Annotated in this window: 20 protein-coding genes; 1 reads left to right on the forward strand and 19 read right to left on the reverse strand. The window is 66.8% G+C overall.

The window, feature by feature from the left end:
- Window positions 1-16: 16 nt before the first annotated feature.
- The 16 genes from QM618_RS01685 to aroQ all read right to left on the reverse strand — a co-directional run bounded on the left by QM618_RS01685 (window position 17) and on the right by aroQ (window position 19,552).
- Window positions 17-2,077, reverse strand: coding sequence for a primosomal protein N' (locus QM618_RS01685; protein WP_428094489.1), 2,061 nt, complete (start codon window positions 2,075-2,077; stop codon window positions 17-19).
- Complete coding sequence (metK, locus tag QM618_RS01690) at window positions 1,993-3,153, reverse strand: methionine adenosyltransferase (protein ID WP_428094015.1); 1,161 nt, start codon at window positions 3,151-3,153, stop codon at window positions 1,993-1,995. Before metK ends, QM618_RS01685 begins: the two co-directional genes overlap by 85 nt.
- A gap of 21 nt (window positions 3,154-3,174) precedes the next feature.
- Entirely contained in the window at window positions 3,175-4,410 is a 1,236-nt protein-coding gene (gene coaBC / locus QM618_RS01695) for a bifunctional phosphopantothenoylcysteine decarboxylase/phosphopantothenate--cysteine ligase CoaBC (RefSeq protein ID WP_428094018.1), read from the reverse strand.
- A 2-nt stretch (window positions 4,411-4,412) separates the two neighbouring features.
- Complete coding sequence (gene rpoZ, locus QM618_RS01700; RefSeq protein WP_428094021.1) at window positions 4,413-4,679, reverse strand: DNA-directed RNA polymerase subunit omega; 267 nt, start codon at window positions 4,677-4,679, stop codon at window positions 4,413-4,415.
- Window positions 4,680-4,863: 184 nt separating this feature from the next.
- A complete protein-coding gene (gene gmk / locus QM618_RS01705) occupies window positions 4,864-5,418 on the reverse strand; it encodes a guanylate kinase (RefSeq protein WP_428094025.1) in 555 nt (184 codons plus the stop codon).
- 10 nt (window positions 5,419-5,428) lie between these two features.
- Window positions 5,429-5,743, reverse strand: coding sequence for an integration host factor, actinobacterial type (gene mihF, locus QM618_RS01710; RefSeq protein ID WP_428094029.1), 315 nt, complete (start codon window positions 5,741-5,743; stop codon window positions 5,429-5,431).
- Window positions 5,744-5,757: 14 nt separating this feature from the next.
- A complete protein-coding gene (gene pyrF / locus QM618_RS01715) occupies window positions 5,758-6,627 on the reverse strand; it encodes an orotidine-5'-phosphate decarboxylase (RefSeq protein WP_428094032.1) in 870 nt (289 codons plus the stop codon).
- Entirely contained in the window at window positions 6,624-9,956 is a 3,333-nt protein-coding gene (gene carB, locus QM618_RS01720; protein ID WP_428094035.1) for a carbamoyl-phosphate synthase large subunit, read from the reverse strand. The genes pyrF and carB overlap by 4 nt, the downstream gene beginning before the upstream one ends.
- Entirely contained in the window at window positions 9,956-11,080 is a 1,125-nt protein-coding gene (gene carA, locus QM618_RS01725) for a glutamine-hydrolyzing carbamoyl-phosphate synthase small subunit (protein WP_428094038.1), read from the reverse strand. The genes carB and carA overlap by 1 nt, the downstream gene beginning before the upstream one ends.
- Window positions 11,077-12,378, reverse strand: coding sequence for a dihydroorotase (locus QM618_RS01730; RefSeq protein ID WP_428094042.1), 1,302 nt, complete (start codon window positions 12,376-12,378; stop codon window positions 11,077-11,079). Before QM618_RS01730 ends, carA begins: the two co-directional genes overlap by 4 nt.
- A complete protein-coding gene (locus QM618_RS01735; RefSeq protein WP_428094045.1) occupies window positions 12,375-13,337 on the reverse strand; it encodes an aspartate carbamoyltransferase catalytic subunit in 963 nt (320 codons plus the stop codon). Before QM618_RS01735 ends, QM618_RS01730 begins: the two co-directional genes overlap by 4 nt.
- Window positions 13,334-13,900, reverse strand: a complete 567-nt coding sequence (gene pyrR / locus QM618_RS01740) for a bifunctional pyr operon transcriptional regulator/uracil phosphoribosyltransferase PyrR (RefSeq protein WP_428094048.1) — start codon at window positions 13,898-13,900, stop codon at window positions 13,334-13,336. The genes QM618_RS01735 and pyrR overlap by 4 nt, the downstream gene beginning before the upstream one ends.
- 116 nt (window positions 13,901-14,016) lie before the next feature.
- Window positions 14,017-17,940 carry a fibronectin type III domain-containing protein gene (locus tag QM618_RS01745; RefSeq protein WP_428094051.1) on the reverse strand — a complete coding sequence of 1,308 codons (3,924 nt, stop codon included), beginning with the start codon at window positions 17,938-17,940 and terminating at the stop codon, window positions 14,017-14,019.
- Between the two features lie 165 nt (window positions 17,941-18,105).
- Complete coding sequence (gene nusB / locus QM618_RS01750; RefSeq protein ID WP_428094054.1) at window positions 18,106-18,534, reverse strand: transcription antitermination factor NusB; 429 nt, start codon at window positions 18,532-18,534, stop codon at window positions 18,106-18,108.
- On the reverse strand, window positions 18,534-19,097 hold the full coding sequence (gene efp / locus QM618_RS01755; RefSeq protein WP_428094057.1) for an elongation factor P: 564 nt from the start codon (window positions 19,095-19,097) through the stop codon (window positions 18,534-18,536). The genes nusB and efp overlap by 1 nt, the downstream gene beginning before the upstream one ends.
- Before the next feature lie 11 nt (window positions 19,098-19,108).
- Window positions 19,109-19,552, reverse strand: coding sequence for a type II 3-dehydroquinate dehydratase (gene aroQ / locus QM618_RS01760; protein ID WP_428094061.1), 444 nt, complete (start codon window positions 19,550-19,552; stop codon window positions 19,109-19,111).
- Window positions 19,553-19,611: 59 nt separating this feature from the next.
- Between aroQ and QM618_RS01765 the strand changes: the two genes are divergently transcribed.
- Window positions 19,612-21,288, forward strand: a complete 1,677-nt coding sequence (locus tag QM618_RS01765) for a hypothetical protein (RefSeq protein WP_428094064.1) — start codon at window positions 19,612-19,614, stop codon at window positions 21,286-21,288.
- Here QM618_RS01765 and aroB read toward each other — a convergent pair.
- Genes aroB through aroC form a run of 3 tightly spaced genes read right to left on the reverse strand, consistent with a single transcriptional unit; the run spans window position 21,275 to window position 24,065 of the window.
- A complete protein-coding gene (gene aroB / locus QM618_RS01770; RefSeq protein WP_428094067.1) occupies window positions 21,275-22,363 on the reverse strand; it encodes a 3-dehydroquinate synthase in 1,089 nt (362 codons plus the stop codon). The genes QM618_RS01765 and aroB overlap by 14 nt on opposite strands.
- Window positions 22,363-22,881 (reverse strand): shikimate kinase, encoded by a 519-nt coding sequence (locus QM618_RS01775; RefSeq protein WP_428094070.1) that lies wholly within the window; start codon window positions 22,879-22,881, stop codon window positions 22,363-22,365. Before QM618_RS01775 ends, aroB begins: the two co-directional genes overlap by 1 nt.
- A complete protein-coding gene (gene aroC, locus QM618_RS01780) occupies window positions 22,881-24,065 on the reverse strand; it encodes a chorismate synthase (RefSeq protein ID WP_428094073.1) in 1,185 nt (394 codons plus the stop codon). The genes QM618_RS01775 and aroC overlap by 1 nt, the downstream gene beginning before the upstream one ends.
- Between the last annotated feature and the right edge of the window lie 61 nt (window positions 24,066-24,126).

Genomic DNA, 24,126 nt, shown 5'->3' on the forward strand with positions numbered 1-24,126 from the left:
CATCCTACGAGGCGCATCACAACGCGAGCGGCCCGTCTATCCGCATGCGGAAGCCCTCTTCACCGTCCTTGCTCAGTTCAACCTGCCGCGCGCGCAAGGCGTCGATTATGGCCTGCGCGCTTCGTCGCGTCACAAGCATGAGCGCACCGTCCTTGGTGGGGCTCACCTGCGCGTCGTGGTGGCGGTTAAGACGCTCGCCTTCCACGGAGACGCTCAGCGCGAGCGTGATGGCGGCCTGCGTTCCGGTGAGCTGGATGCTGCGCCGCGCTGGGGGAAGGTCCAGGGCGTCGCGTTCCGCGAGAGTCTCTTGACCCGCCGCGAGCGGGTCCCATGTCTCGAGCGCGCGGCGTGCCACATCCGGCAGGGCTCCCACCAAGAACACCCGGCCGCCTGCTCCGCGCTCGCGCACGAGCGCCGCGACGCTGAGCCACCAGCGCACCGCGCGAACCTCAGCGCCCAGCTCCCCGCTCGCCGGCGCTTCGGCACCAATGACCACGGCCGCAGCGTAGCCTCCCGGCGTTGCTGGCACGGCCCCAGGCGTGGCGACGACGAAGCCTTGGGTGACCGCGCCGTCGGGCAGCACTCCCGTAGCTCCCGAACTCACGGCCACAGCAACGTCCTTCGCCATCGCCTGCACCTGCTCGGCGATGCGCTCAACGCCTTGGCGAACCTGTTTGATGCGGTCCCCGTGGCACTGTGCGCAATGCCAATGCGGCTGCTCCGCACCGCAGTCCCTGCACACGAGCGGGCCGGTAACGTGGTCCTGGCGCAGCGTGCCGCCACACGGCTCCCCGTCCACCGTGGCCCTGCACGCGGCCCACTCGCCGCACGCCGCGCACGCGACCGCGCGCACGTAGCCCGTTCGCGGCACCACGATCGCGACAGGGCCCTCCGCCACGGCCCTGCGGGCGGCGCGCCATACCGTGCCCGGCATCCAGTGCCAGCCAGAGGCGCCCTCCGCGATGCGCTTGTCGTCACCGATGACTTCGACGGCGGGCACCGCAGAGCGTACGGTGGCGCGATCCGGAGCGACCAGTTCCGCCCACCCGTGTTCGGCGAGGGCGAGCGCCTCGACCGTTGGGACATACGACGCGAGCAGCATGCCAGCGCCCTCAAGATCCGCTCGCCACGCCGCGACGGAGCGGGCGTTGTAGTACGGGGCGTGGGGGTCGTCGTACGTGGGCGAGCCGTCATCCCATACGGCAACAAAGCCCAGCGACGGCACCGGTTGCAGCGCAACAGGCCTGGTACCAAGCACTATTCGCGCAAGTCCGCTCATTGCGGCCAAGTAGGAGCCGTACCGCGCATTTGCGCCGTCATCGGCGTCAAGCACAGCGACCTCTCCCCCGGCCCTGACGTTCCACCGGCGAAGGCCAAGGCGGGCAAGTTCGGCCTCCACGGCGGCGAGCGCCCTGGCATCGGGAACCACCAGGATCGCGGACTGCTCGCTGCGGGCGGCGTGTACGGCGGCCGCGGCAAGGGCCGTGACTGGAGTACCCGCTGCCCTGCCCGGCTCCGGAAGTGCCTGCCACACCACGCGCGCGCCGCGGGCGAGCTCGTGCACGTCGATCCCTGACTGTGGCTGCGCAGCAGCTGCCGCATCGGTATAGCGGCTCTCGACGCCCGCGGGGCCCGTCCAGTCGCGATCCTCGAGGCTCGCCACGCGCGGCGGCGCCATGAGGCGCAGCACGTCCCACAACGAGCCGCCGTAGCGTCGCGCTACCGCTTGCGCGAGCTCGATGGCGCGCGCGGTGTACGAAGGAACGCCCCCGGCCGAATGGATGGGGCTCAGTTTGCCCTCGAAGTCGCTTCCTTCCGTGATCGCGACTACGACGGCGTTGATGAGCCGCCCCGCGAAGCGCACACGCACGCGCGAACCCACCGTCACCACCTGCGCAAGGTCTGCGGGCACCAGGTAGTCGAAGGGCCTATCGAGGTGCGGCAGGGCGCTGTCGATGCAAACGCGAGCGACAGTGCGGGGCGGGTCAGAGGTTATTGGGCAGCGCTCCGCAGCTGGTCCACACGGTCCGTGCGCTCCCAGGTGAACTCTGAAAGCTCGCGCCCAAAGTGGCCGTATGCGGCCGTGGCCGCGTAGATGGGGCGGCGAAGCTCGAGGGCGTCGATGATTGCCGACGGGCGCAGGTCAAAGACCTCGTCGATGGCGCTCGCGATGCGGGCAGGATCCACGGTTTCCGTGCCGAAGGTCTCAACGTAGAGGCCAACGGGGTGCGCGGTGCCGATCGCGTAAGCCACCTGCACCTCGCATCGGCGCGCGAGACCCGCGGCGACCACGTTCTTGGCCACCCAGCGCATCGCGTAGGCGGCGCTGCGGTCCACCTTGGAGGGATCCTTGCCGCTGAACGCGCCGCCTCCGTGGCGCGCCATGCCGCCGTAGGTATCGACGATGATCTTGCGTCCCGTCAGCCCCGCGTCCCCCGCAGGGCCGCCCACCTCAAAGCGACCCGTGGGATTGATGAGCGAACGATGGCCGGCGCTTTCGATCTCGAACGCAGCGAGCACGGGCGAGATCACCTCTGCCTCGATCGCGCCACGCAGCTCACCAATGGGCCATGCCTCAGAATGTTGGCTCGACACCACCACGGTGTCGACAGAGCGCGCAATGTCGCCGTCGTAGGCGATGGTCACTTGTGCCTTGCCGTCGGGGCGAAGGCCCTCGAGTATCCCCTCCGTGCGCACTTTCGCGAGGCGCTGCGTGAGCGCGTGGGCCATGGCGATGGGCAGTGGCATCAGTTGCGGGGTGTCGTCGCACGCGTACCCGAACATGAGGCCCTGGTCTCCTGCGCCCAGCTCGTCATCGCTTGAGTCGGTGGCGTGGCCAACGCCCTGCCAGATGTCGGGGCTCTGTTCGCCGATGCTCACCGACACTCCGCACAGGGCGCCGTCAAAGCCCACCTTCGAGGACGTGTAGCCGATGTCCGTCACGACCTTGCGGATGATGCCTGGTATATCGACGTACGACTCGGTGCTGACCTCGCCGGCAACGTGGACGAGTCCGGTAGTCACCATTGTCTCGACGGCCACTCGCGAGAGCGGGTCTTGCTCGAGCATCGCGTCGAGGATCGAATCGGAGATTTGGTCGCAGACCTTGTCCGGGTGGCCCTCGGTCACGGATTCGGAGCTGAAAAGGCGCATGCGGCGAGTCTAGTGCGAGCCTCAGACGCTCTTGCGGATTGTCCCCAGACTCGCGATGGCGTCCAACACCGCGTGGGCAACGGCGAGCTTTGAGCCGGAGGCCGCGGCCACCTCCGCACCTGCCGCGTCGAGGATCCGCACCGAGTTGGGAACGTCGCCAAACCCCTTGGTGGTGCCCACCTCGTTAAAGACGAGCAGCGCGGCACCCTTGCGCCGCGCTTTGGCCGCCGCATGTTCCGCGGCGCTCGCGGCGTCATCGCCCGTCTCCGCGGCAAATCCCACCACAACCGGAACGGTTCCACGCTCCACGAGCCCTCGCAGCAGGTCCTCGGTGGGCACCAACTCCAGAGTGAGGCCGCCGTTTCCTGCCTTCTTGATCTTGTGATCGCTGCGCTGCGCTGGCGCGAAGTCCGCGACTGCGGCCGCCATGACCAGCACGTCGCATTCGTCCTCGACCGTCTCGATCGCGTGCGCCAGCTCCGTCCCCGTGGACACGTCGATGCGATTCACTCCCTCGGACACGGGAAGCGACACGTTCGCGGCGACGACGGTGACCTCCGCGCCGCGCTCTCGAGCGGCCTCCGCGATCGCGAAACCCTGGTGCCCGCTCGAGCGATTGCCCAGGTAACGCACCGGATCGATCGGTTCCCGCGTGCCTCCTGCCGTCACCACCACCCGGACGCCTGCAAGGTCACCCCACCCAGCGTCGGGCCCCTGCGAAGGCAAGCCAGCGCCCTCGGCGACCGCGTACGCGGCGGCCACAATAGCGTCGGGCTCGGGTAGGCGGCCGGGGCCACTATCGGCCCCCGTAAGCCGCCCGACGGCCGGGTCAAGCACGTGCACGCCCCTGGCTTTGAGCGTGGCGACGTTAGCTTGGGTGGCGGGGTGCTCCCACATTTCGGTGTGCATCGCGGGCGCGACCAGAACGGGAGCGTGCGTTGCGAGCAGGGCGTTTCCGAGGAGGTCCCGCGCCTCTCCGCGCGCGTATGCGGCGAGGAAGTCAGCCGTGGCGGGTGCGACGAGCACGAGGTCGGCGCTCTGGCCAAGGCGCACATGCTGCACCGAGGGGACATCCTCGAAGGTGTCTGTTGGCGCGGGGTGGCCGCTCAGCGCCTCCCATGTGGCGCGCCCAACGAAGTTCAGCGAGGCGGCGGTGGGGATGACGCGGACGTCATGGCCGTCCTCTGCGAGGCGGCGCAAGACGAGCGCCACCTTGTACGCGGCAATGCCGCCGGTCACGCCCAGCAGCACACGCATGGTTAGTCCTCGGTGCGTCCAAGCTCGAGGAGGCCGCCCTGGTTGATCTCGCGCAGAGCGACAGAGAGCGGCTTGTCAGTGGAGTCGGCCTCGACAAGCGGGCCAACGTTCTCAAAGTGACCCTCAGTCAACGCCTCGTAGTAGGCGTTGATCTGACGAGCGCGCTTGGAGCTGTAGATCACGAGCGCGTACTTCGAGTCCACCTTGGCGAGCAGCTCGTCAATGGGAGGGTTGGTGATGCCCTCGGGGGCGGCAACGGTTCCGGCCACAATTACTCCAATGCTTGTTTCAAACCGCTTAAGTCTACCGTGCGGTTGCCTGTTTGGCCCCCAAGCCGGGTCAGGTCCGTCGCTGCTCCACACAAACGCGGCGTTGAACCTCAATGCGAAAAGCATCATGCCTGGTATATGACATGGCGGTCATCGCCGCACTGCAAAATGTGTGGAGAGGTGATCAGCGCGTAGCGTCGATGAGCGCCTCAAGCTGCTCGGCGGCGTGCTCCACTGTGTCGTTGATGATGACCTCGTCGAACTCGGCCTCCGCCTCAAGCTCCTCGCGAGCGGTCTCGAGACGCCGCTCCTGCTCCTCGGGCCCCTCGGTGCCGCGCCCAACGAGACGGTTAACGAGTTCATCCCATGAAGGCGGCGCCAAGAACACGAAAAGCGCATCCGGCATCGTCTGCTTGACCTGCCGGGCACCCTGCAGGTCGATCTCCAGCACCACGGGAACACCCCGCGAAAGGTGCTCCTCAACCGGCGCCCGCGGAGTGCCGTAACGGTGCACCCCATGCACAACTGCCCACTCCAAGAGCTCGCCGCCAGCGATCATCTCGTCGAACCGCTCGGGCGTCACAAAGAAGTAGTGGACGCCGTCGATTTCCCCTGGCCGCGGCGCGCGCGTGGTCGCGGACACGGAAATCCAGAGATGAGGTTCGCGCTCGCGAAGGGCGCGAACCACCGTGCCCTTGCCCACGGCCGTTGGCCCGGCAAGGACCGTCAGTCTGCTCATCTGCCGCGAATCACCTGCGCTCGCGCTCGATGAGCGCGGCCACCTGGTGCTGGCCGAGCCCGCGAATGCGGCGAACGTGTGAGATCCCAATCTCGTCCATGATTTGCGTGGCACGCTTGGGGCCAATGCCGGGCAGGCACTGGACAAGGTCGTGCACGCGAATGCCGGCGAGGGCCTCATCCCCCTTGGCGCGGTCGATTGCGGCGGCAAGCGTGAATTCTCCAGCCGCCAGCTGCTCCTTGAACACGCGGCGTGCACTTCGCACTGCCGTGGCCTTGACCAATGCGGCGGCGCGTTGCTCGTCGGAAAGCTCCGGAGTTGCCATGGTGTTCCCTTCCCCTAATCCTCGTCTACGGGAGTGAGGATGTACGCGGCGGCCCCTGCGGCCGCCTGAATAGCTCCGCGGAGCTTCTCAATGAAGGGGCCCGCCTGCAGCACCCCTCGTGATTGGCTGACGAGCACCCTGCTCGTCGCGTTCCCGAACACCTTCGCCACATCGGCGGGTGTCGCGCCCTGGGCGCCAACCCCAGGTGCGAGCAGCGGCCCATTCGCCGCTGCAAGATCTATGCCCAGTTCGGCGGCCGCGTCGCCTACGGTTGCACCAACAACCAGCCCGACGCTACCCATGGGTTGGGCGCCCCTGTTGAGTTCGGCGGCGGCTTCCACAATTGCTCTGGCCACGGGCCCGTCGCGCCCCTCGGCGTGCTGAACGGACGCACCTTCTGGATTGGAGGTGAGGGCGAGCACGAACACGCCCTTGCCATTGGTTTCAGCCAGCTCTAGCGCGGGCGCGAGCGAACCGAAGCCGAGGTACGGGGAGAGCGTTACAGCGTCGGCCTCAAGGGGTGCCCCAGGCTTGAGGAAGGCTTCCGCGTACGCCTGCATCGTGGAGCCAATGTCTCCGCGCTTGGCGTCGAGGATCGTGATGAGGCCCTGTTCGCGAGCGGATCCGAGGATCCGCTCCAGCGCCGCGATTCCCCGTGCACCATGGCGCTCGAAGAAGGCCGCATTGGGCTTGACTGCGGCCGCGGATCGGACGCTTGCTTCGATGACGGCCTCGCCAAAGGCGAGCAGCGACTCTGCGGTGTCCGGAAGACCCCACTGCGCCAAGAGCGAAGGGTGCGGATCGATGCCGACGCAGAGCGGACCCCACTCACGCATGGCACGATCGAGCCGCTCACCGAACTGCAAGGTCACTCCCCCATTCATCGGTTAGTCGCCATGTTACCTGCGCCAACGTCTGTAGGCGCGGCGGCGTCCTGAAGTGAAAGAACATCGAATTCGCGATGTTGAATCACCTCGATGGCCAAAACCGCGGCAGCCAGTTGCTGAGTGGTGGTGACGATGGCACTGTCGGCGGCGGTCGCGGCCGCGCGAATCTCGTAGCCGTCGGCTCGCGCGCCCTGCCCCGAAGGTGTGTTGATGACGAGCGCCACCTCGCCATTGTTGATGAGGTCAACGATCGTGGGCTCGCCGTTGGGGCCGCGTCCCTGGGAGTTCTTGCGCACCACGGTCGAGGGGATGCCGTTGCGCTGGAGTACGAGTGCGGTGCCGTCGGTGGCGAGGATCTCGAACCCAAGCTGGCGTAGCCGCGCGACGGGGAACGTGATGGAGCGCTTGTCGCGATCCGCCATCGACACAAACGCCTTGCCGCCCTTCGGCAGGCCACCAAAGGCGGCGGCCTGGGACTTGGCGAACGCGAGCGGGAAGGTGGTGTCGAATCCCATGACCTCGCCCGTGGAGCGCATCTCCGGGCCAAGCACGGTGTCAACGACCGTGCCCGCGTGAGTGCGGAATCGCTTGAACGGGAGCACTGCCTCCTTCACCGCGATGCGCTGTTCCGGATCGATGCGCGTGGCGTCGTGGTGCGGCAGCACCCCGCTCGCGCGAAGCTCCGCGATCGAGGAGCCGGCCATGACGAGCGCCGCGGCGGTCGCTAGCGGAACGCCCGTTGCCTTCGCCACGAACGGCACGGTGCGGGACGCGCGCGGGTTCGCCTCGAGCACGTGCAGCACGTCGCTGACGAGCGCAAACTGCACGTTCATGAGGCCGCGCACGCCGATTCCCCGGGCGAGGGCCTCCGTGGAGACGCGAATGCGCTCAAGTTCCATCTTGGACAGCGTGACTGGGGGCAGCACGCAGGCCGAGTCGCCGGAGTGGATTCCCGCCTCTTCGATGTGCTCCATGACGCCGCCGAGGAACAGTTCCTCGCCGTCGTAGAGCGCGTCCACGTCGATCTCGATCGCGTCATCCAGGAAGCGATCTACCAGGAGTGGAGCATCCGACGCGTGATCACCCACGAGGTGCATTCGCGTGCCGTAATCCTCGAGCTGAGCGCGGTCGTAGACGATCTCCATGCCGCGCCCGCCGAGCACATACGAGGGCCGCACCAAGACCGGGTAGCCGATCCCCTCCGCGATCTCGATCGCCTCGTCGATGCCGTGCGCCGTGCCGTACGCGGGAGCCGGGAGGCCCGCCTCTGCGAGCACGCGCCCAAAGGCCGCTCGGTCCTCGGCGTTGTCGATCGCCTCAGGCGACGTGCCAAGAATGGGCACCCCAGCGTCGGCCAGGCGCTGCGCCAAACTGAGCGGCGTCTGCCCGCCAAGTTGCACGAGCATGCCCTTGACCGGACCCGCGGCAACCTCGGCGTCGTAGACCGCCATGACGTCCTCGAAGGTGAGCGGCTCAAAGTAGAGGCGGTTCGCGGTGTCGTAGTCGGTGGACACGGTCTCGGGATTGCAGTTGACCATGATGGTCTCGAACTCGCCCTTGAGGCTCAGCGCCGCGTGCACGCACGAGTAGTCGAATTCGATGCCCTGGCCGATGCGGTTGGGGCCGCTGCCAAGAATGATGATCGCTTCGCGGTCGCGCGGCTGCACCTCGTTCTCGGCGTCGTAGGAGCTGTAGTGGTACGGCGTGCGCGCCTCGAACTCGGCGGCACACGTGTCAACGGTCTTGTAGATGGGCGTCACCCCTGCTGCCCGACGCTGGGTAAAGACCGCGCTCTCCTCAAGACCGCGCAGGCTGGCAATTTGGGCGTCCGCGAGGCCGTGCTCCTTCGCGAGGCGGAGGATCTCTGGGGTGAGTTCCGCGGCGTGCGCGACGTCATGCGCCACCTCGTTCATGAGGAGGATCTGGTCGAGGAACCAGGGGTCGATGCCCGTGGCGTTGTAGACGTCCTCGAGGTCGGCGTGACCCGCGCGCACTGCTCGCAGCACCTGCTGGGTCTGCACGAGGCGGTGCTCGGTGGGAACCGTGATGGCCTCCAGGAGCTCGGTGAGCGCCTCTCCTGTGGGGAAGTCGCCGTCCCAGTGGAAGTTCGCGGCGCGCTTGTCGATCGAGCGCAGCGCCTTACCGAGGGCCTCGGTGAAGTTGCGGCCAATGGCCATGGCCTCACCAACGGACTTCATGGTGGTGGTGAGCACGGGATCGGCTGCAGGGAACTTCTCGAACGCGAATCGCGGCACCTTGACGACAATGTAGTCAAGGGTGGGCTCAAAGCTCGCCGGCGTGGAGCCCGTGATGTCATTGGGGATTTCATCGAGCGTGTAGCCGATTGCCAGGCGGGCCGCGATCTTGGCGATCGGGAAGCCCGTTGCCTTGGAGGCGAGCGCGGAGGAGCGGGAGACACGCGGGTTCATCTCGATGACGATGAGCCGGCCCGTGTTGGGCTCGATCGCGAACTGCACGTTGCAGCCGCCCGTGTCTACGCCCACCTCGCGGATAATCGCAATGCCAACATCGCGCATGCGCTGGTACTCGCGGTCGGTGAGGGTCAAGGCGGGGGCCACAGTCACCGAGTCGCCGGTGTGCACGCCAACGGGGTCCACGTTCTCGATCGAGCAGACCACAACGACGTTGTCTGCCTTGTCGCGCATGAGCTCGAGCTCGAACTCCTTCCAGCCCAGGATCGACTCCTCGAGGAGCACCTCGGTGGTGGGGCTGTAGTGCAGACCGGCGCCAGCGATGCGGCGCAAGTCCTCCTCGTCGTACGCGAAGCCAGAACCAAGGCCTCCCATCGTGAAGGACGGGCGCACGACCACCGGGTACTTGAGGTCCTCTGCCGCCGCGAGGCACTCCTCCATCGTGTGACAGATGTGGCTGCGTGCGCTGTCCGCGCCGCAACGCTCCACCACGCCCTTGAAGAGCTCGCGGTTCTCGCCGAGGTTGATCGCCTCGAGGTTGGCGCCGATGAGTTCCACGCCGTACTTCTCAAGGATCCCCGCCTCTGCCACCGCGATGGCCGCGTTGAGGGCCGTCTGGCCGCCGAGAGTCGCGAGCATCGCGTCGGGGCGCTCCTTGGCGATGATCGCCTCGATGACCTCGGTGGTGATGGGCTCCACGTAGGTGGCGTCAGCAAACTCGGGGTCCGTCATGATGGTGGCCGGGTTCGAATTGAGTAGAACTACTCGGATTCCCTCGCTGCGCAACACGCGACACGCCTGCGTACCTGAGTAGTCGAACTCACATGCCTGGCCGATGACGATGGGGCCGGAACCGATGACGAGAACGGAGTTGATGTCCTGGCGCTTTGGCATTACTTGGCATCCTCCATGAGGGCGTCGAAGCGGTCAAAGAGGTACCCGGCATCGTGCGGGCCGGCAGCGGCCTCCGGGTGGTATTGCACCGAGAACGCGGGGATGTCGAGGCACTCGAGGCCCTCGACCACGTCGTCGTTGAGGTTCACGTGGCTCACACGCACCTTTCCGAACCCTGCGGGGCTGTCCGACGCTCCCTCCAGTGGGGCGTCGACGGCGAACCCGTGGTTGTGGGCAGTGATCTCGACCTTGCCGGTGGTGCGGTCCACGACGGGCTGGTTGATGCCGCGGTGCCCAAACTGGAGCTTGTAGGTGCCATATCCGAGCGCGCGGCCAAGAATCTGGTTGCCGTAGCAAATGCCGAAGAACGGCACTCCCGCGCGCAACACGCCCTGCAGGGTCTCCACGGAGGCGTCGTCCGCACCAGGGTCGCCGGGGCCGTTGCTGAAGAACACCCCATCGGGCTTCTTCGCGAGGATCTCCTCGGCCGTGACGGTCGCAGGCACCACGGTCACGCGCATGCCGCGAGCCGCCATGAGCTCCGGCGTCATCGCCTTGATGCCAAGGTCCACGGCCACCACGTGGCGCGTGACCGGCGTGCCCGCTGGGGGTTCCACGGTGTACTCGTCCGGCACGGAGACCTCGCGGGCGAGCGCGGCACCCTTCATGTCGTCCCCCGCCTTGACCCGCGCCACCAGCTCGGGCACCGGAGCCAGCGCATCGCCGGAGAAGATCCCCGCCTTCATGACGCCGCTGGACCGCAGGATGCGCGTCAGCTGGCGCGTGTCGATACCACTCAGCCCCACGATCCCTTCCTTAGCCAGCACCTCGTCAAGCGAGCGCTTCGAACGCCAGTTGCTGGGCCGTCGGGCGGGATCGCGCACCACGTAGCCGGCCACCCAAATCCGGCGGCTTTCCGGGTCCTCGTCATTCATGCCGGTGTTGCCGATGTGCGGCGCCGTCATGACCACGATCTGCTTGTGATAGCTGGGGTCCGTGAGCGTCTCTTGGTAACCCGTCATGCCCGTGTTGAAGACGATCTCGCCCAGCGTCTGCCCCTCGGCACCGTAGGCCTGGCCCTCAAAGGTGGTGCCATCTTCCAGGACGAGTACCGCGGCGCTCATGCAAACAGCCCTTCGAATCGATCATCTAGGTACGTGGGCGCTCCGCGCAGGAACGTGGCCACCGCGCGGCCGGGCAATTCGATCCCGCCAAACGGAGAGTTGTTGCTGCGGCTCGCAGTCTTGGTGGGGTCAACGGTCCAGGCCAGCGCCGGGTCTACCAGCGTAACCGTTGCGGGCTCGCCCTTCGTCAGCGGGCGGCCATGCTGGGCATCCACTCGCCCGATGCGCGCGGGCGTCGAAGACATCTTCTGCGCCACGTGCGCCCACGTCAGCAGGCCCGTGTCCACCATCGTCTTCTGCACAATTCCGAGCGCGGTCTCAAGGCCGATCATTCCCATCGCGGCCGCGCCCCACTCGCAGTCCTTGTCCTCGTCTGGGTGAGGCGCGTGATCCGTGGCGACGATGTCGATGGTGCCGTCCGCAAGGCCAGCGCGCACCGCGTCAACGTCCGCTTGCGTGCGCAACGGAGGATTGACTTTGAAGCGGGGGTCGTAGCCGCGAACGGACTCGTCCGTGAGCAGCAGGTGGTGTGGCATGACCTCCGCCGTGACGTTGATACCGCGGCTCTTGGCCCAGCGGATGATGTCCACCGAACCGGCCGTCGACACGTGGCACACGTGCAAGCGCGAGCCCACATGGCCCGCAAGGAGCACGTCGCGAGCGATGATCGACTCCTCGGCAACCGCGGGCCACCCGGCGAGGCCGAGTTGTGCGGAAACCACTCCCTCATGCATTTGGGCGCCATCCGTGAGGCGCGGATCCTGGGCATGCTGCGCGATGACGCCGTCGAACGTCTTGGCGTATTCAAGGGCGCGGCGCATGATCACGGGATCGTGGACGCACTTGCCGTCATCGCTGAAGACGCGCACGTGCGCTCGCGACATCGCCATGGCGCCCATTTCGCTGAGCTGGGTGCCCCCAAGTCCAACCGTGACGGCGCCCACGGGGAACACGTCAACCAGGCCAACTTCGCGCCCTCGAGACCACACCTGCTCCACGACGCCTGCCGTGTCCGCAACCGGCGTGGTGTTGGCCATCGCGAACACCGCGGCGAAGCCTCCCCGGGCCGCGGAACGCGAGCCGGACTCGATCGTCTCCGCATCTTCCCTGCCGGGCTCGCGCAAGTGCGTGTGAAGGTCAACGAGACCCGGCAGCGCCACGAGGCCACTGCCGTCGATCCTGACCGCATCGTCAGGTGCGCTCGCAGGATCCGCGAGCAGGCCGTCGGACAGGAAGAGCGTTCCGTCCTCCTCGCCAAGCAGCGAGACATTCTCAATGAGCACGGCGCGCGACGTCATTCCGCGGCCTCCTCTCCAGCAAGCAGCAAGTACAGGGCGGCCATGCGGACCGCGACGCCGTTCGCCACCTGCTCGACGATCACGGAACGGGGCGAATCGGCGGCCTCGGCGCTGATCTCGAGGCCGCGGTTCATGGGCCCAGGGTGCATGACAATCGCGTGGTCAGGGAGGCGGGCCATGCGCGCGGCGTCAAGGCCATAGAGGCGCGTGTACTCCTCGGGGCTGGGGAAGAAGGCCGCTCCCCCGCCGGTCATGCGCTCGCGCTGCACGCGCAGCATCATGATCGCGTCGTAGTCGTGGGCGTCGAGTGCGTCGTCGAGCGTATAGAAGACCTCAAGCTCGTCCCTGGCGCCGAGGCCAACGGGAAGCAGCGTTGGCGGTGCCACCACGGTCACATCAGCGCCAAGCGTGGGCAGCAGGTAGCCGTTGGACCCCGCCACGCGCGAGTGCAGGATGTCCCCAACGATCGCCACCCGCAGGCCATCGAGCCCAGCGCCCTCAGGCGGGCCGACGAGGTGCTTGCGGATCGTAAACGCGTCTAGGAGCGCTTGGGTTGGGTGCTGGTGCGTGCCGTCGCCGGCATTCAGCACGCTGCCATGAATCCAGCCCGACGTTGCGAGCCGCTCCGCCGCTCCGCTCGCCCAGTGCCGCACCACCACGGCGTCGGCGCCCATGGCCTGGAGGGTCAAGGCCGTGTCCTTGAGGGACTCGCCCTTGGAGACCGATGAGCCCTTCGCGGAGAAGTTGATGACGTCCGCGCTGAGCCGCTTGGCCGCGGCCTCAAAACTGATGCGCGTGCGCGTGGAGTCCTCGAAGAAGAGGTTCACCACCGTCTTTCCGCGCAGCGTGGGCAGCTTGCGGATCTCGCGCTCCTGGGTGGCCGCCATCTGGGCGGCCGTGTCGAGGATGAGAATCGCGTCCTCGCGGGAGATCTCCTTGGCATCGAGGAGGTGCTTCATGACTCGTCCCCGCCCTCTTCATCCTGCGCGCGGCGCAGGATGACCTCATCCGCGCCGTCAATCTCGCTCAGGTGCACGTCCACCCGCTCGCTGCGCGAGGTGGGGATGTTCTTGCCCACGTAATCCGCGCGAATGGGAAGTTCGCGGTGGCCGCGATCCACCAGCACAGCAAGCTGCACAACATCGGGCCTGCCGAAGTCGCTGATCGCATCCAGCGCGGCACGAATGGTGCGGCCCGTGTGGAACACGTCGTCCACAAGCACCACTGTGGCGCCATCAATTCCCACGTCAGGAAGCGTGGTGGTGCCGATGGCCCGCGTGGGATGGCGATGCAGGTCATCGCGGTACATCGTGATGTCGATGGCCCCCGTGCGTGCCGCGTGGTCGAACGCAGGCTCGATCCCGGCCAGAGCGTGGGCCAGGCGGTGTGCCAGCGGAAGCCCACGCGTGGGGATACCCAGCAGAACAATGGATGCGGCGCCGTCGTTGCGCTCCACGATCTCGTGAGCGATGCGCGTGATTGCCCGTTGGATGTCGGGCGCGCCAAGAATGGTCCCAGTCACCTGGCGACCTCCTTCCCCGCCTCGCAGGACGGACTTAAAGGATGTCGGTTTTGGGTAAGCGTACCGGACTCAGGTCACCCGCGCGGCACGACGCTTCGCCGTGCCGCAACGAGTGCCTACTTGCGAGTGACGCTTGCCGTGCTGCTCGCCACCGAGTAGCCAAGCGCGTTCTTCGCATACACCTTGAAGTACACCTTCTTGCCCTTGGTGCCCTTGGTGGTGGTCACCTTGAGCGTCGAGGCGCTCGTGGTCTTGAGCGTGTACCAGGTCTTGTTGTTCGTGGAGTACTTCACCAGGAACGACGTGATCGCCGAGCCGTTCGAGGACGGCTTCTTCCACGTCACCGTGATGACGCCCTTGGACGATGTGGCCTTCACTGAGCTTGGGGCCAGCGGCTTGCCCGCGGGAGTTGCGGCCACGATGCTCGAGTACGTTCCCGTGCCGTTCGCCGTCTTCGCCACCACGCGGAAGTTGTAGGCGGTGCCGTTGGTGAGGCTCTTCACCTGGTACGTGAGCGTGGTGCCGCTCACGGTGGCCGCGGTGGTCCACGTTCCCGTGGTGCCAGTCCGCTTTTCCACCACGTAGTTGGTGATGGTGCCGTTGGGCTCGAGCGGCGCCGCCCACGTGATCGTGGCGACCTTGTCCCCGCGCGTCACCTTCACGTCCTGAGGGGCCGACGGCGTGCCAAGTGTGCGCGTACTCACCTGAGTGGATGGCCCAGTACCGATGAGGTTCACGGCCGCCACGGCGATGTCGTAGTCCGTGGTGTTGATCAGACCCGTGAGCGAGTACGTGGAGACCACGGGAATAGTGGTGTACGTCCACTCGACGTCTCCGCTGCGGCGGTGAGAGACCAGGTAGCCGGTGATGGGGCTGTTGCCGTTGGCGCCGACGGTGCCGATCTTCAGTTGCACCTCGCCCACCTTTGGCGTTGCCGTCACCGTTGGCGCCGCAAGCGGGGCCGACGCTGTGGCCAGCTCCACTACCGTGGACCACGGTCCCGTGCCTTCCGTGTTCTTGCCGGCCACACGGAATTCGTAGGTCGTACCAGGGGTGAGCTCCGGGATCGTGACGCTCGTGGCGAGAGCGGCCGTGGTGACCTCGGTGGCTGCCGACCAGTCTCCCGTGACGCTCTTCTCGCGGTACGCCACCACGTAGGTGATGGGGTCGTCAGTACCGGCGTTGGCTCCGGTGAGCTGCGTCCACGAGGCGGTGAGGCCAACTCCGGCCCGCGTGAGCTTGAGCCCTGTCACCTGCACGGGGGTGGTGCGGGCGGTGAACGACCCGTTCGCGGAGGTGGCCAACACCTTGAGCGCGGTCCCGGAGCCCACGGGCTCAGAGAGCGCCTTGACGCGCCAGAAGTACTGCTTCGCGGCGACGAGCGCGTCCGGAATCGCGAACGAGCTCGCCACGGTCTCGTACGTCTTGATGTCTTGAGAGAACGCGGCATCGGTGGCGAACTGCACCTGGAAGCGCGTGGCACCCTCCACCGACGACGTCCACCGCAGCACACGGTCGTTGAGGGCGAGCACGGCCGTGCCGTCCAACTCGATTGCGGAAGAAGCGGCGCCAACGGAGAACGTCTGGGTGGCCGAGTATGCGCTCACGTTGGACGTCTGGTTGGAGGCGTCGTGCGTGCGCACCTGCCACTCGTAAGGGCCGTTGTCGAGGCCGTTGATCGTGGCAGCGGTCTGCGAGATGTTGGCGACCGTTGTCCAACTCGCGGTGCCCACCTTGCGGTACTGCAGCGAGTATTTGAGCGCGCCGGGGACAGAGGCCCACTCAACGGTCGCGGCGCTGCCAACCACCTTCGCGGCCTCGGTGACCTCGGGAGCGACGATTCCAACGCTGAACTTGCCGGAGCGGGTCACGGGGCCCGGGTTGCCGTTAGCGTCAAGCGTAGCAACATCAAACGAGTAGTTGTTGCCTGGAGGCAGCGGAGTGTCTGACGGGGTGCTTGGGAACTCGCCCTCGCTGTTGGAACCCGCCTTCTGCGCCATGAAGAAGGGGAACTCCACCTTCTTCGCAATGCCCTGGATGACGTCGCCGTTGTAGACCCGCACCTGGTAGCCGCGGCTGCCGCCGTCTTCGATACCCGTGACTGCTTGCGGGCTCCACGAGAGCCGCACCGAGCCGTCGGACAACGTCTCCGTAGCCAAACCGGTGAGCGGGTGGCTCGCCTTCTCCCAAATGAAGGAGTCCGTGGTCTCGTTCTCGATGCCGCCCACCACGCTGATATTGGCCGAGCTCCAGTTACCGGGCACGATGGGCCGCACGGACGCGTAGTACGGGTTGGCCGTGGTGTTATCCGCGAAGACGGCATTGATGCGAGCCGTGGTGCTCGGGGTGCGGAAGCGCGCAATCTCTGCGGTGCGCTGCGGGTTCTTGTAAAGGATGACCTCGTAGCCGTCAACAAACGCCCAGTTCCCATTGACGATCTGCCCGGAGGCTCCCCACGTCATCAGCGGTGCGGGCTGGCCCGCGATGTCGGTGGGGTTGTCATCCGTGAACGCCCCCTGATCAAGGGTGATCGGGAACGACGTGGGGATCGTGCGGTCCTCGGTCTTCACGTAGAAGTGGCGCACGGGAGACCAGCTCGAAAGCTGAGCACCCGCAGGCAGGCTCCCCTGGTAGGACGTCGAGGAGGCTCCGGACAGGTCCACGGCACGCACGCGCCAGTTGTAGTCGCGGCCAGACTGGATGCGCTTCGCGGCCTCAGAGTTCCACAGGCACGTCGCGGCGCCCTTGAGCACCTGGCTGGTGCCACTGTTGTCGAGGCCGTCCGCGTAGTACGCGATGATCGTCGCAGACGTGTTGGGCGTGTTGCACGTCATGACGTTCGAGAGGTTGTCGCGCACCTCCACCTGGTAGTACGTGGCCCTGTTGAGGGGCTCCCACTCGAGGTTGAGGTCGGAAAGGTATATCTGCGGCATCGACGCGTAGTCCGTGGAGCCGGTGATGGTCTCCGGCGCTACGTCGCCAAGGTCCGCGGGAGCAGAGGGAGCGATCTGCGTTCCCCACTTCTTGCGGTACTGGTGCACGGCCGACGGCGTGCCCAAGTTCCCTGCATAGTCCAGTGGGGTGACCTGCCAGAAGCGCGTGGTGTCAGACACCTGCGCGGTGGGGATGTAGGTGGTCGTGTAGACGTCCCGCACGATGGGGTTGAGGATCGTGATGTTCTCGCCGCTACCCTCAACGGCGGTGCCGAACGTGACGCGGTACTTGGCCGCTCCGGCAACCGCGTCCCAGCTGAAGGACAGGTCCGAGTGCACCGTGGTGACCTCGTCTTCCGGGTACAGGTTGGTTGGCTGATCCGTCCACGAGATCCGGAACTCGCGCGCCGCGGACCACGCGCCGTACACCTGGTTGGTGGCGGAACTGGTTGTGCCGTTGTAGAACTGCGCGCGCACGTGCCACTTCCACGTGAGCACGTTGCCGCCGTTGTCAACGCGAGCAAGTGGGTTGGCGGGCGTATATGCCGCGCCGGGAACGGTGACGGCGGTGATGCCGGAACTGCCATCAAGGCTGTCCGACGTGTACTCCAACTGGTAGGCGATCGCGCCCGGCACGGGCTCCCACGCGAACACGGTGGGGTCTGGGTACGTGATCTCCTCGATGCCGTCGGCAAGACCAGGGCTCGTGGGGACTGGCGCGGACTCGAGGCCGGTGGTGACAAGGCCAGTAGACGAGGGGTCGCCAAGAGTCGCCACGCTGAGCGCCGTGCCGAACGCGGAAACGCGCCAGTACAGGTCCGTGGAGCTCGTGACGTAGGGCTGCCAACGCGTCACGTAGTCGAGCGCGTACGTGTCAACCGAGGTCACCGTTCCCGTGGCGAAGCCAGGATCAACGGACCACTCCACACGGTAGCCACTTGCTCCAGGCACGGCGGCCCACTCGAAGTGAACCGTGCCGTCGGCCTGTGCCTCCGCGGCGAGTCCGCCGGGTGCCACCGGGCCGGCCGCCTGCGCGGGCATAGCCACCAGTCCAGCAACAACGAGCGCGCCAACTACGGCGCTCGATACGACGCTACGAAGTCTCATTCCCCAGCTTCTTTCTCACAGAAAGCAACGCCAGCACCCTCTACTGGCGATTCGAGATGACGTTACCCCGGAAATCGGCCCAAACCCCATGAAAATGAGGGTGCTTGTGACCCATTTCACCCGTGCAAAATGCACGCAAAACGGGGCGTTGACGAGCGGTCTGCGCTACTCCGTAGAAGAGGGAAGCGCGGGGGCGTCACGCGCAATAGTCCCGAGCACGCCATTCACGAACGACGGCGAGTCGTCGGTGGAGAGATCGCGAGCAAGCTCCACCGCCTCATCGATGGCCACGGAGGTGGCGACCTCGGCATTTGCCAGGATCTCCCACGCACCAATCCTGAGAATTGCACGGTCCACTGCGGGCATGCGCTGCAGCGTCCAATCGGGCGCCGCGGCGTCCGAGAGCAGGGTGTTGATTTCGAGCCAACGCTCGGCGACTCCGCGCACAATCTGCGCGGAGTACTCCGGTAGGGGCGTCTCCCTTCCGGACTCGGAAAGGCGTGAGTTCAGCACCTCAAGCACGTTCTCGCCGCGCTGATCGGCCTCAAAGAGCACGTCAAGCGCGCGCTTGCGGGCCTTGGTACGTGCTGCCACTAGTCGTTGACGCGGCCCAGGTAGTCGCCGGTCTCCGTGTTGACCTTGACCTTCACGCCAGTCTCAAGGAACAGGGGAACCTGAATCTCCTTGCCGGTCTCAAGCGTCGCGGGCTTGGTGCCGCCAGAGGAGCGATCGCCCTGCAGGCCGGGCTCGGTGTACGTCACCTCGAGCACCACGGATGCGGGAACCTCAAGGAAGATGGGGTTGCCGTTGTTGGAGCCGATCACCGCGGTGTCGTTCTCGAGCAGCCAGTCGGTGGCGTCGCCCATCACGGCGGGCGAGACGTTGATCTGATCGAACGTGTCGGGGTCCATGAACACGTACGACGAGCCGTCGTTGTACAGGTACTGCATCGAACGGCGGTCCACCGTCTCGAAGTCCACCTTGGTGCCCGCGTTGAACGTCTTGTCCACGACCTTGCCGGTGAGCACGTTCTTGAGCTTGGTGCGGACGAACGCGCCGCCCTTGCCGGGCTTCACGTGCTGGAACTCGATAACGGACCACAGGTTGCCGTCGAGGTTCAGTACGGAGCCGTTCTTGATGTCGTTTGAGGTAGCCACGAGGGGCAATTCTAGCCGACGCGTGCGGCAATGGCCTCTAGGGCAAGCCGGTACCCGTCCACGCCAAAGCCCGCAATGGTGCCCGACGCTACGGCTGAGATCACCGAGACGTGGCGGAATTCTTCCCTCGCCGCAGGATTGGTGAGGTGCACCTCTACCAAGGTGACCCCAGCGTCGGGCAGAAGGGCGCACGCATCTCGCAACGCGTACGAGTAGTGCGTGAACGCCGCTGGGTTGAGGATGACGTGGAAGCCGGAGTCGGCGGCCTCGTGAATCCAGTGCACCAGGTCCGTCTCAGAGTCGCTCTGCCGCACCACCGTCTCGAGTCCAAGGCCCGCGCCCCACTCGGCAATCAGCGCCACCAGCTCGTCGTGCGTCGTGGAGCCGTACTTCTCCGGCTCGCGAGAGCCGAGGCGGCCTAGGTTGGGACCGTTGAGGACCAGGACTGTGCTCATGCGGCAACTCTAGCGAGCGGCTCCGCAAGCGGCGTGGAGCCACCCGGTAACCTGCGAGCGTGAAGATCACGAGCGAGAGCAGCAGTTCCGACCAGTTGCGCATGTCGCTCGCAAAGTATTGGCCCTGGGCGTTCGCGGCCGCCGTCACCCTTGCGCACCTCGTCATCGCGGCCCGCTCCGTTGGCGCGCTGTACGTGCGAGAGGAGGGCGCGTTCATCGCGGGCGCCAATGTGCTCGCGGGCCAAGACGTGGCCTGGTCGATGTGCGGCACCTTCTCCCCCGCCGGTTACGCGGGGGTGCTCGCACCGCTGTGGCTGCTGCCGATGGGCCCGCTCGAGGTCTATCAGTTCGCTGCGTATCTTGGCGCCGCCATTGGGGCGCTCGCGATGTGGCCCGCCACCGCACTTGCCAAGCGTTTTGGGGCTCGCGGCTTCGTGGCGCTCGCGATTGGCGCGATCGTCACGCTTGTTCCCGCGCGCGCGCTCATGGACAACTACGTCCTGTCCGCCAACCTGCTCACGGTGCTGGTGCTGTGCTCCGCGCTGCTCGCGGTACGCATCGCGCAGGATGACCGGCGCATCGACGCGGCGCTGCTTGGCCTCAGCGTGGGTGCGGCCGTGGTCGTTGACCCGCGCGCGCTGCCGCTCGCGGTGGTGACAGTTGCGTGGCTCGTGGTGCGCGGAGCAGTTGGGAAGTCGCGGTGGCTCGACGTTGCGGCAGGCTCCATTGTTGCGGCCGCGCTCGCGGCGGGCGGGCTGTATGCGCAGATGGCACTCGGAGCCGAGATCTTTGGGGAGGGCACGTCGTCGGCCGTCGCAGCTCTCGGCGCCTCTCGCTTCCTCGACGTCTTGCTTGGGCAGGCCTTCACCCAAGCAGTGTCTTGGTCGCTGCTCACCGTGCTGGGGCTTCTCGCGTGCGTAAACAAGGCACGGGCCGACGCTCGCGCCGGTTGGGCGCGCGGCCTCGCGTCCGCGTGGGGCTGGCTGGCAGCAATGGTGCTGGCACAGGGCGCGTTTGTGGTGTGGCAGCTGACCGCGCTGAAGCCGTGGGCGGACACCTCAGACGTGCCTTTCACCGGCTCCACTTTGGACACCTACATGATTCCGCTCGCGGTACTTGGCGCCACCACCCTGTGGCTTGGTGTGCGAGCACGGCTCACCAATGTGGCGGCCGTCGCGGTTCTCGTTGCGATCGTTGCGTTCATCGCGGTGAGCATGCCGCGCTTGGCGCCGGACCTCGCATGGCGCAACTCCGCCGTCCCGGGGCTCGCGATGTTCCGTGACCTTGTGGCCACAGACCTACGGTGGACCATCGTGGTCGCGTCCGGATTCGCCATTCTCGCGACGGCGTTGTTGTGGATCTCTCGCGGACGCACGCGAAACGGCGTGGTGGTGACCCTCGTGGTCGTGGCCGCGCTCTCCGTGAGCGCCGACCTGTTCCGTGTTGATCCCGCGGAGGGCGAAGCGCGTGCGCAGAGCCTCATCGCCTCGACGTTGTACAAGACCCCCGATCACACCGCCACGCTCGCGGCGGATCTGCTCCCCTGCTACGAGCGCAATAAGTTGCAGCTTGAGCTCGCGGGTATCGCTGCGATCGTCCCTGCGGACGGTGACTACGGCGACGACCTTGTCGTTGGCCCCGCCGAGTGGCCTGAAGCGGAGGACGCCGGGTGGAAGAAGGTGCAGTTCGCCACCTTGGGCGACGCCGCGTTGTGGGCGAACGTTACGGGTAGCTGATCTCGTCGTAGGCGGCGGTCAGCAGCGCGGGGTCTGGGCCCTCCAGGCGAACCGGGTTGCCGATCCCCTGCAGGATCACAAACCGCAACAGGTCGCCGCGCGTCTTCTTATCGCGGCGCATCGCCGTAAGCAGCGCATCCCACCTACCGGCCGGGTACGTGGTGGGCAGCCCAAGCCCGTCGAGAATGCGACGGTGGCGATCAAGGTCCTGCTCGGACAGCTTTCCCGCCAAGTGGGCGAGCTCCGCGGCGAACACCATCCCCACCGAGACCGCAGCGCCGTGACGCCACTGGTAGCGCTCGGTGTACTCGATCGCGTGCCCAAAGGTGTGGCCGTAGTTGAGGATTTCGCGCTCGAACGACTCCTTGAGGTCTGCGGCGACAACGTCGGCCTTCACCTGCACCTTGCGGCGGATGAGCTCCTCAAGAACGTCCAGGTTGTCCTCTGTGGCGCCGCCCGCGAGGCTCTCGAGGTTCGCCTCGGCGATGTCGAGGATCTCGGTGTCGCGTATGAAGCCGCCCTTAACCACCTCAGCGAGGCCCGCCACCACGTGATTCTGCGGCAGCGTGAGCAGCGCGTCGAGGTCGCACCACACAGCGGTGGGCTCGTGGAAGGCACCAACGAGGTTCTTGCCCTCCTCGGTGTTGATTCCTGTCTTGCCACCCACGGCGGCGTCGACCATGCCGTTGAGGCTCGTCGGCACCTGGACCACCGCAATTCCGCGCAACCACGTGGCGGCAACAAAGCCAGCCAAATCTGTGACGGCGCCGCCGCCAAGGCCAACCACAACGTCGGACCGTGTGAAGTCCATCTTTCCCAGCACGGTCCAACAGAACGAGGCGACCGAACCGGTCTTGCCGGCCTCAGCGTCGGGCACTACGGCGGTGACCACCGTGCGGCCCGTTGCCTCCATGGCCTTTTTGAGCGCGGTGGCGCGCTCGGAGAGAACCTCCGAGTGGATGAGGAGCACGCGCTTGGCCTTGGGGGGAAGGCCATCGGCGATCGCTTGGGTGAGGCCGCGGCCGATGGTGACGTCGTAGGGGGCCGCGGTGGCGACGTGAACGGTGTGCGGCATCAGATTCCCTTGTCGATGAGCTCGCGGGCAACGCGGTCTGCCCTGATGTGATCCGTATTCACGGTATCGGTGGACAGCGCCTCGTAGATGGGGCGACGTGCCTCCATGAGGTCAGCCCACTGGCGGCGCGGGTTGCCCACCAAAAGGGGGCGCGCATTGTTGAGGCCCACGCGGGGTGCAACGGCGGTGAGGGACACGTCGAGGAACACCACGCGGCCCCCGTCAGCGACGTAGTCGATGAGCAACTGCTGGGTGCTTTCGTCGAGAATCGCACCGCCGCCCAAGGCGAGCACGCCGGCGTGTTCCGCCATCGCGGTGGCTACGGCCTGGCGCTCGAGGGCGCGGAAGGCGGGCTCGCCGTCGTCGAGGAATATCTCTGCGATGGGCTTGCCTGCCGTGCGCTCCACGTCTTGGTCGGTGTCCCGCCGTGCAACCTGCAACGCGCGCGCCAAGGCCCGTGCCACCGATGACTTCCCGGATCCGGGCGGCCCGATGAGCACAACGCGGGGGCGAGACATCAGGACAGCGTGCTCGGAATCGCGGCCTTGTAGGCGGCGATGTTGCGCTGCACCTCGGCGAGCGAGTCGCCGCCGAACTTCTCGAGCAGCGCGTCCGCCAGGGTGAGCGCGACCATCGCCTGCGCCACCACGGCAGCGGGGGCCACGGCGCACACGTCAGAGCGTTGGTGGATGGCCTTGGCAGCCTCGCCGGTTGCGGTGTCGATCGTGTCGAGGGCGCGCGGCACGGTGGAGATGGGCTTCATCGCGGCGCGCACGCGAATGGGCTCACCATTGGTCATTCCGCCCTCGATGCCGCCGGCTCGGTTGGTGCGGCGCGTGACGTGTCCGTCCTGGTATTCGATCTCGTCGTGGGCCGCGGAGCCGCGCCGGGCGGCGGTGCGCAGACCGTCACCCACCTCCACGCCCTTGATGGCCTGAATACCCATGAGGGCGCCAGCGAGGCGCGAATCCAGCCTGCGGTCCCAGTGCACGTGGCTGCCGAGGCCAACGGGCACGCCGTACGCGACTACCTCGACCACTCCGCCGAGCGTGTCGCCGTCCTTCTGGCACTGGTCGATTTCCGCGACCATCGCCGCGGATGTCTCCGCGTGGAAGCAGCGGATGGGGTCGTCGTCGAGCTGCTGGGTGGCGTCTGCCGGGGGCAGTGGCGCGTCGTCGGGAACGGTGACGGGTCCCACTTGCACGGTGTGCGAGACCAGGCGGATGCCGGCGGCTTCGCTGAGGAAGGCCTCCGCGACGGCGCCCAGGGCGACTCGTGCGGCGGTTTCGCGGGCCGACGCTCGCTCCAGTACGGGACGAGCGTCGTCAAAGCCGTACTTGGTCATGCCGACGAGGTCCGCGTGTCCGGGGCGCGGACGCGTGAGCGCCGCTCCCCTGGCGCCCGTGAGCTCCGCAGGGTCAACGGGGTCCGCGGACATCACGGTTCCCCACTTGGGCCACTCGGTGTTGCCCACCATGACGGCAACAGGGCCGCCCTGGGTGAGGCCGTGGCGCACGCCCCCGAGGAAGGTCACCTCGTCCTGCTCAAAGGACATGCGGGCTCCCCTGCCGTAGCCAAGGCGACGGCGCGCGAGGGCCTCGCGTACAGCGTCGGACGTAATGGGAACGCCGGCCGGGAGGCCTTCTAGCGTCCCAACGAGCGCAGGGCCGTGCGATTCGCCGGCGGTGAGCCATCGGAGCATGGTTGACATTCTTTCAGATGCGCCACAGCCCGCCGCACCGGATGGCCGGGCGGCGGGCTGG

Source organism: Demequina sp., from assembly GCF_049841215.1.
GTDB lineage: Bacteria > Actinomycetota > Actinomycetes > Actinomycetales > Demequinaceae > Demequina.

Coding starts and splice junctions, on each gene's coding strand:
- aroQ (WP_428094061.1), bottom strand. CDS start 19,552: ATGAGCACAGTCCTGGTCCTCAACGGTCCCAACCTAGGCCGCCTCGGC.
- metK (WP_428094015.1), bottom strand. CDS start 3,153: ATGCGCCTTTTCAGCTCCGAATCCGTGACCGAGGGCCACCCGGACAAG.
- QM618_RS01745 (WP_428094051.1), bottom strand. CDS start 17,940: ATGAGACTTCGTAGCGTCGTATCGAGCGCCGTAGTTGGCGCGCTCGTT.
- aroC (WP_428094073.1), bottom strand. CDS start 24,065: ATGCTCCGATGGCTCACCGCCGGCGAATCGCACGGCCCTGCGCTCGTT.
- carB (WP_428094035.1), bottom strand. CDS start 9,956: ATGCCAAAGCGCCAGGACATCAACTCCGTTCTCGTCATCGGTTCCGGC.
- QM618_RS01735 (WP_428094045.1), bottom strand. CDS start 13,337: ATGAAGCACCTCCTCGATGCCAAGGAGATCTCCCGCGAGGACGCGATT.
- carA (WP_428094038.1), bottom strand. CDS start 11,080: ATGAGCGCCGCGGTACTCGTCCTGGAAGATGGCACCACCTTTGAGGGC.
- pyrF (WP_428094032.1), bottom strand. CDS start 6,627: ATGAATGGGGGAGTGACCTTGCAGTTCGGTGAGCGGCTCGATCGTGCC.
- gmk (WP_428094025.1), bottom strand. CDS start 5,418: ATGAGCAGACTGACGGTCCTTGCCGGGCCAACGGCCGTGGGCAAGGGC.
- coaBC (WP_428094018.1), bottom strand. CDS start 4,410: ATGCGTGTGCTGCTGGGCGTGACCGGCGGCATTGCCGCGTACAAGGTG.
- mihF (WP_428094029.1), bottom strand. CDS start 5,743: ATGGCAACTCCGGAGCTTTCCGACGAGCAACGCGCCGCCGCATTGGTC.
- QM618_RS01775 (WP_428094070.1), bottom strand. CDS start 22,881: ATGTCTCGCCCCCGCGTTGTGCTCATCGGGCCGCCCGGATCCGGGAAG.
- aroB (WP_428094067.1), bottom strand. CDS start 22,363: ATGCCGCACACCGTTCACGTCGCCACCGCGGCCCCCTACGACGTCACC.
- QM618_RS01730 (WP_428094042.1), bottom strand. CDS start 12,378: ATGACGTCGCGCGCCGTGCTCATTGAGAATGTCTCGCTGCTTGGCGAG.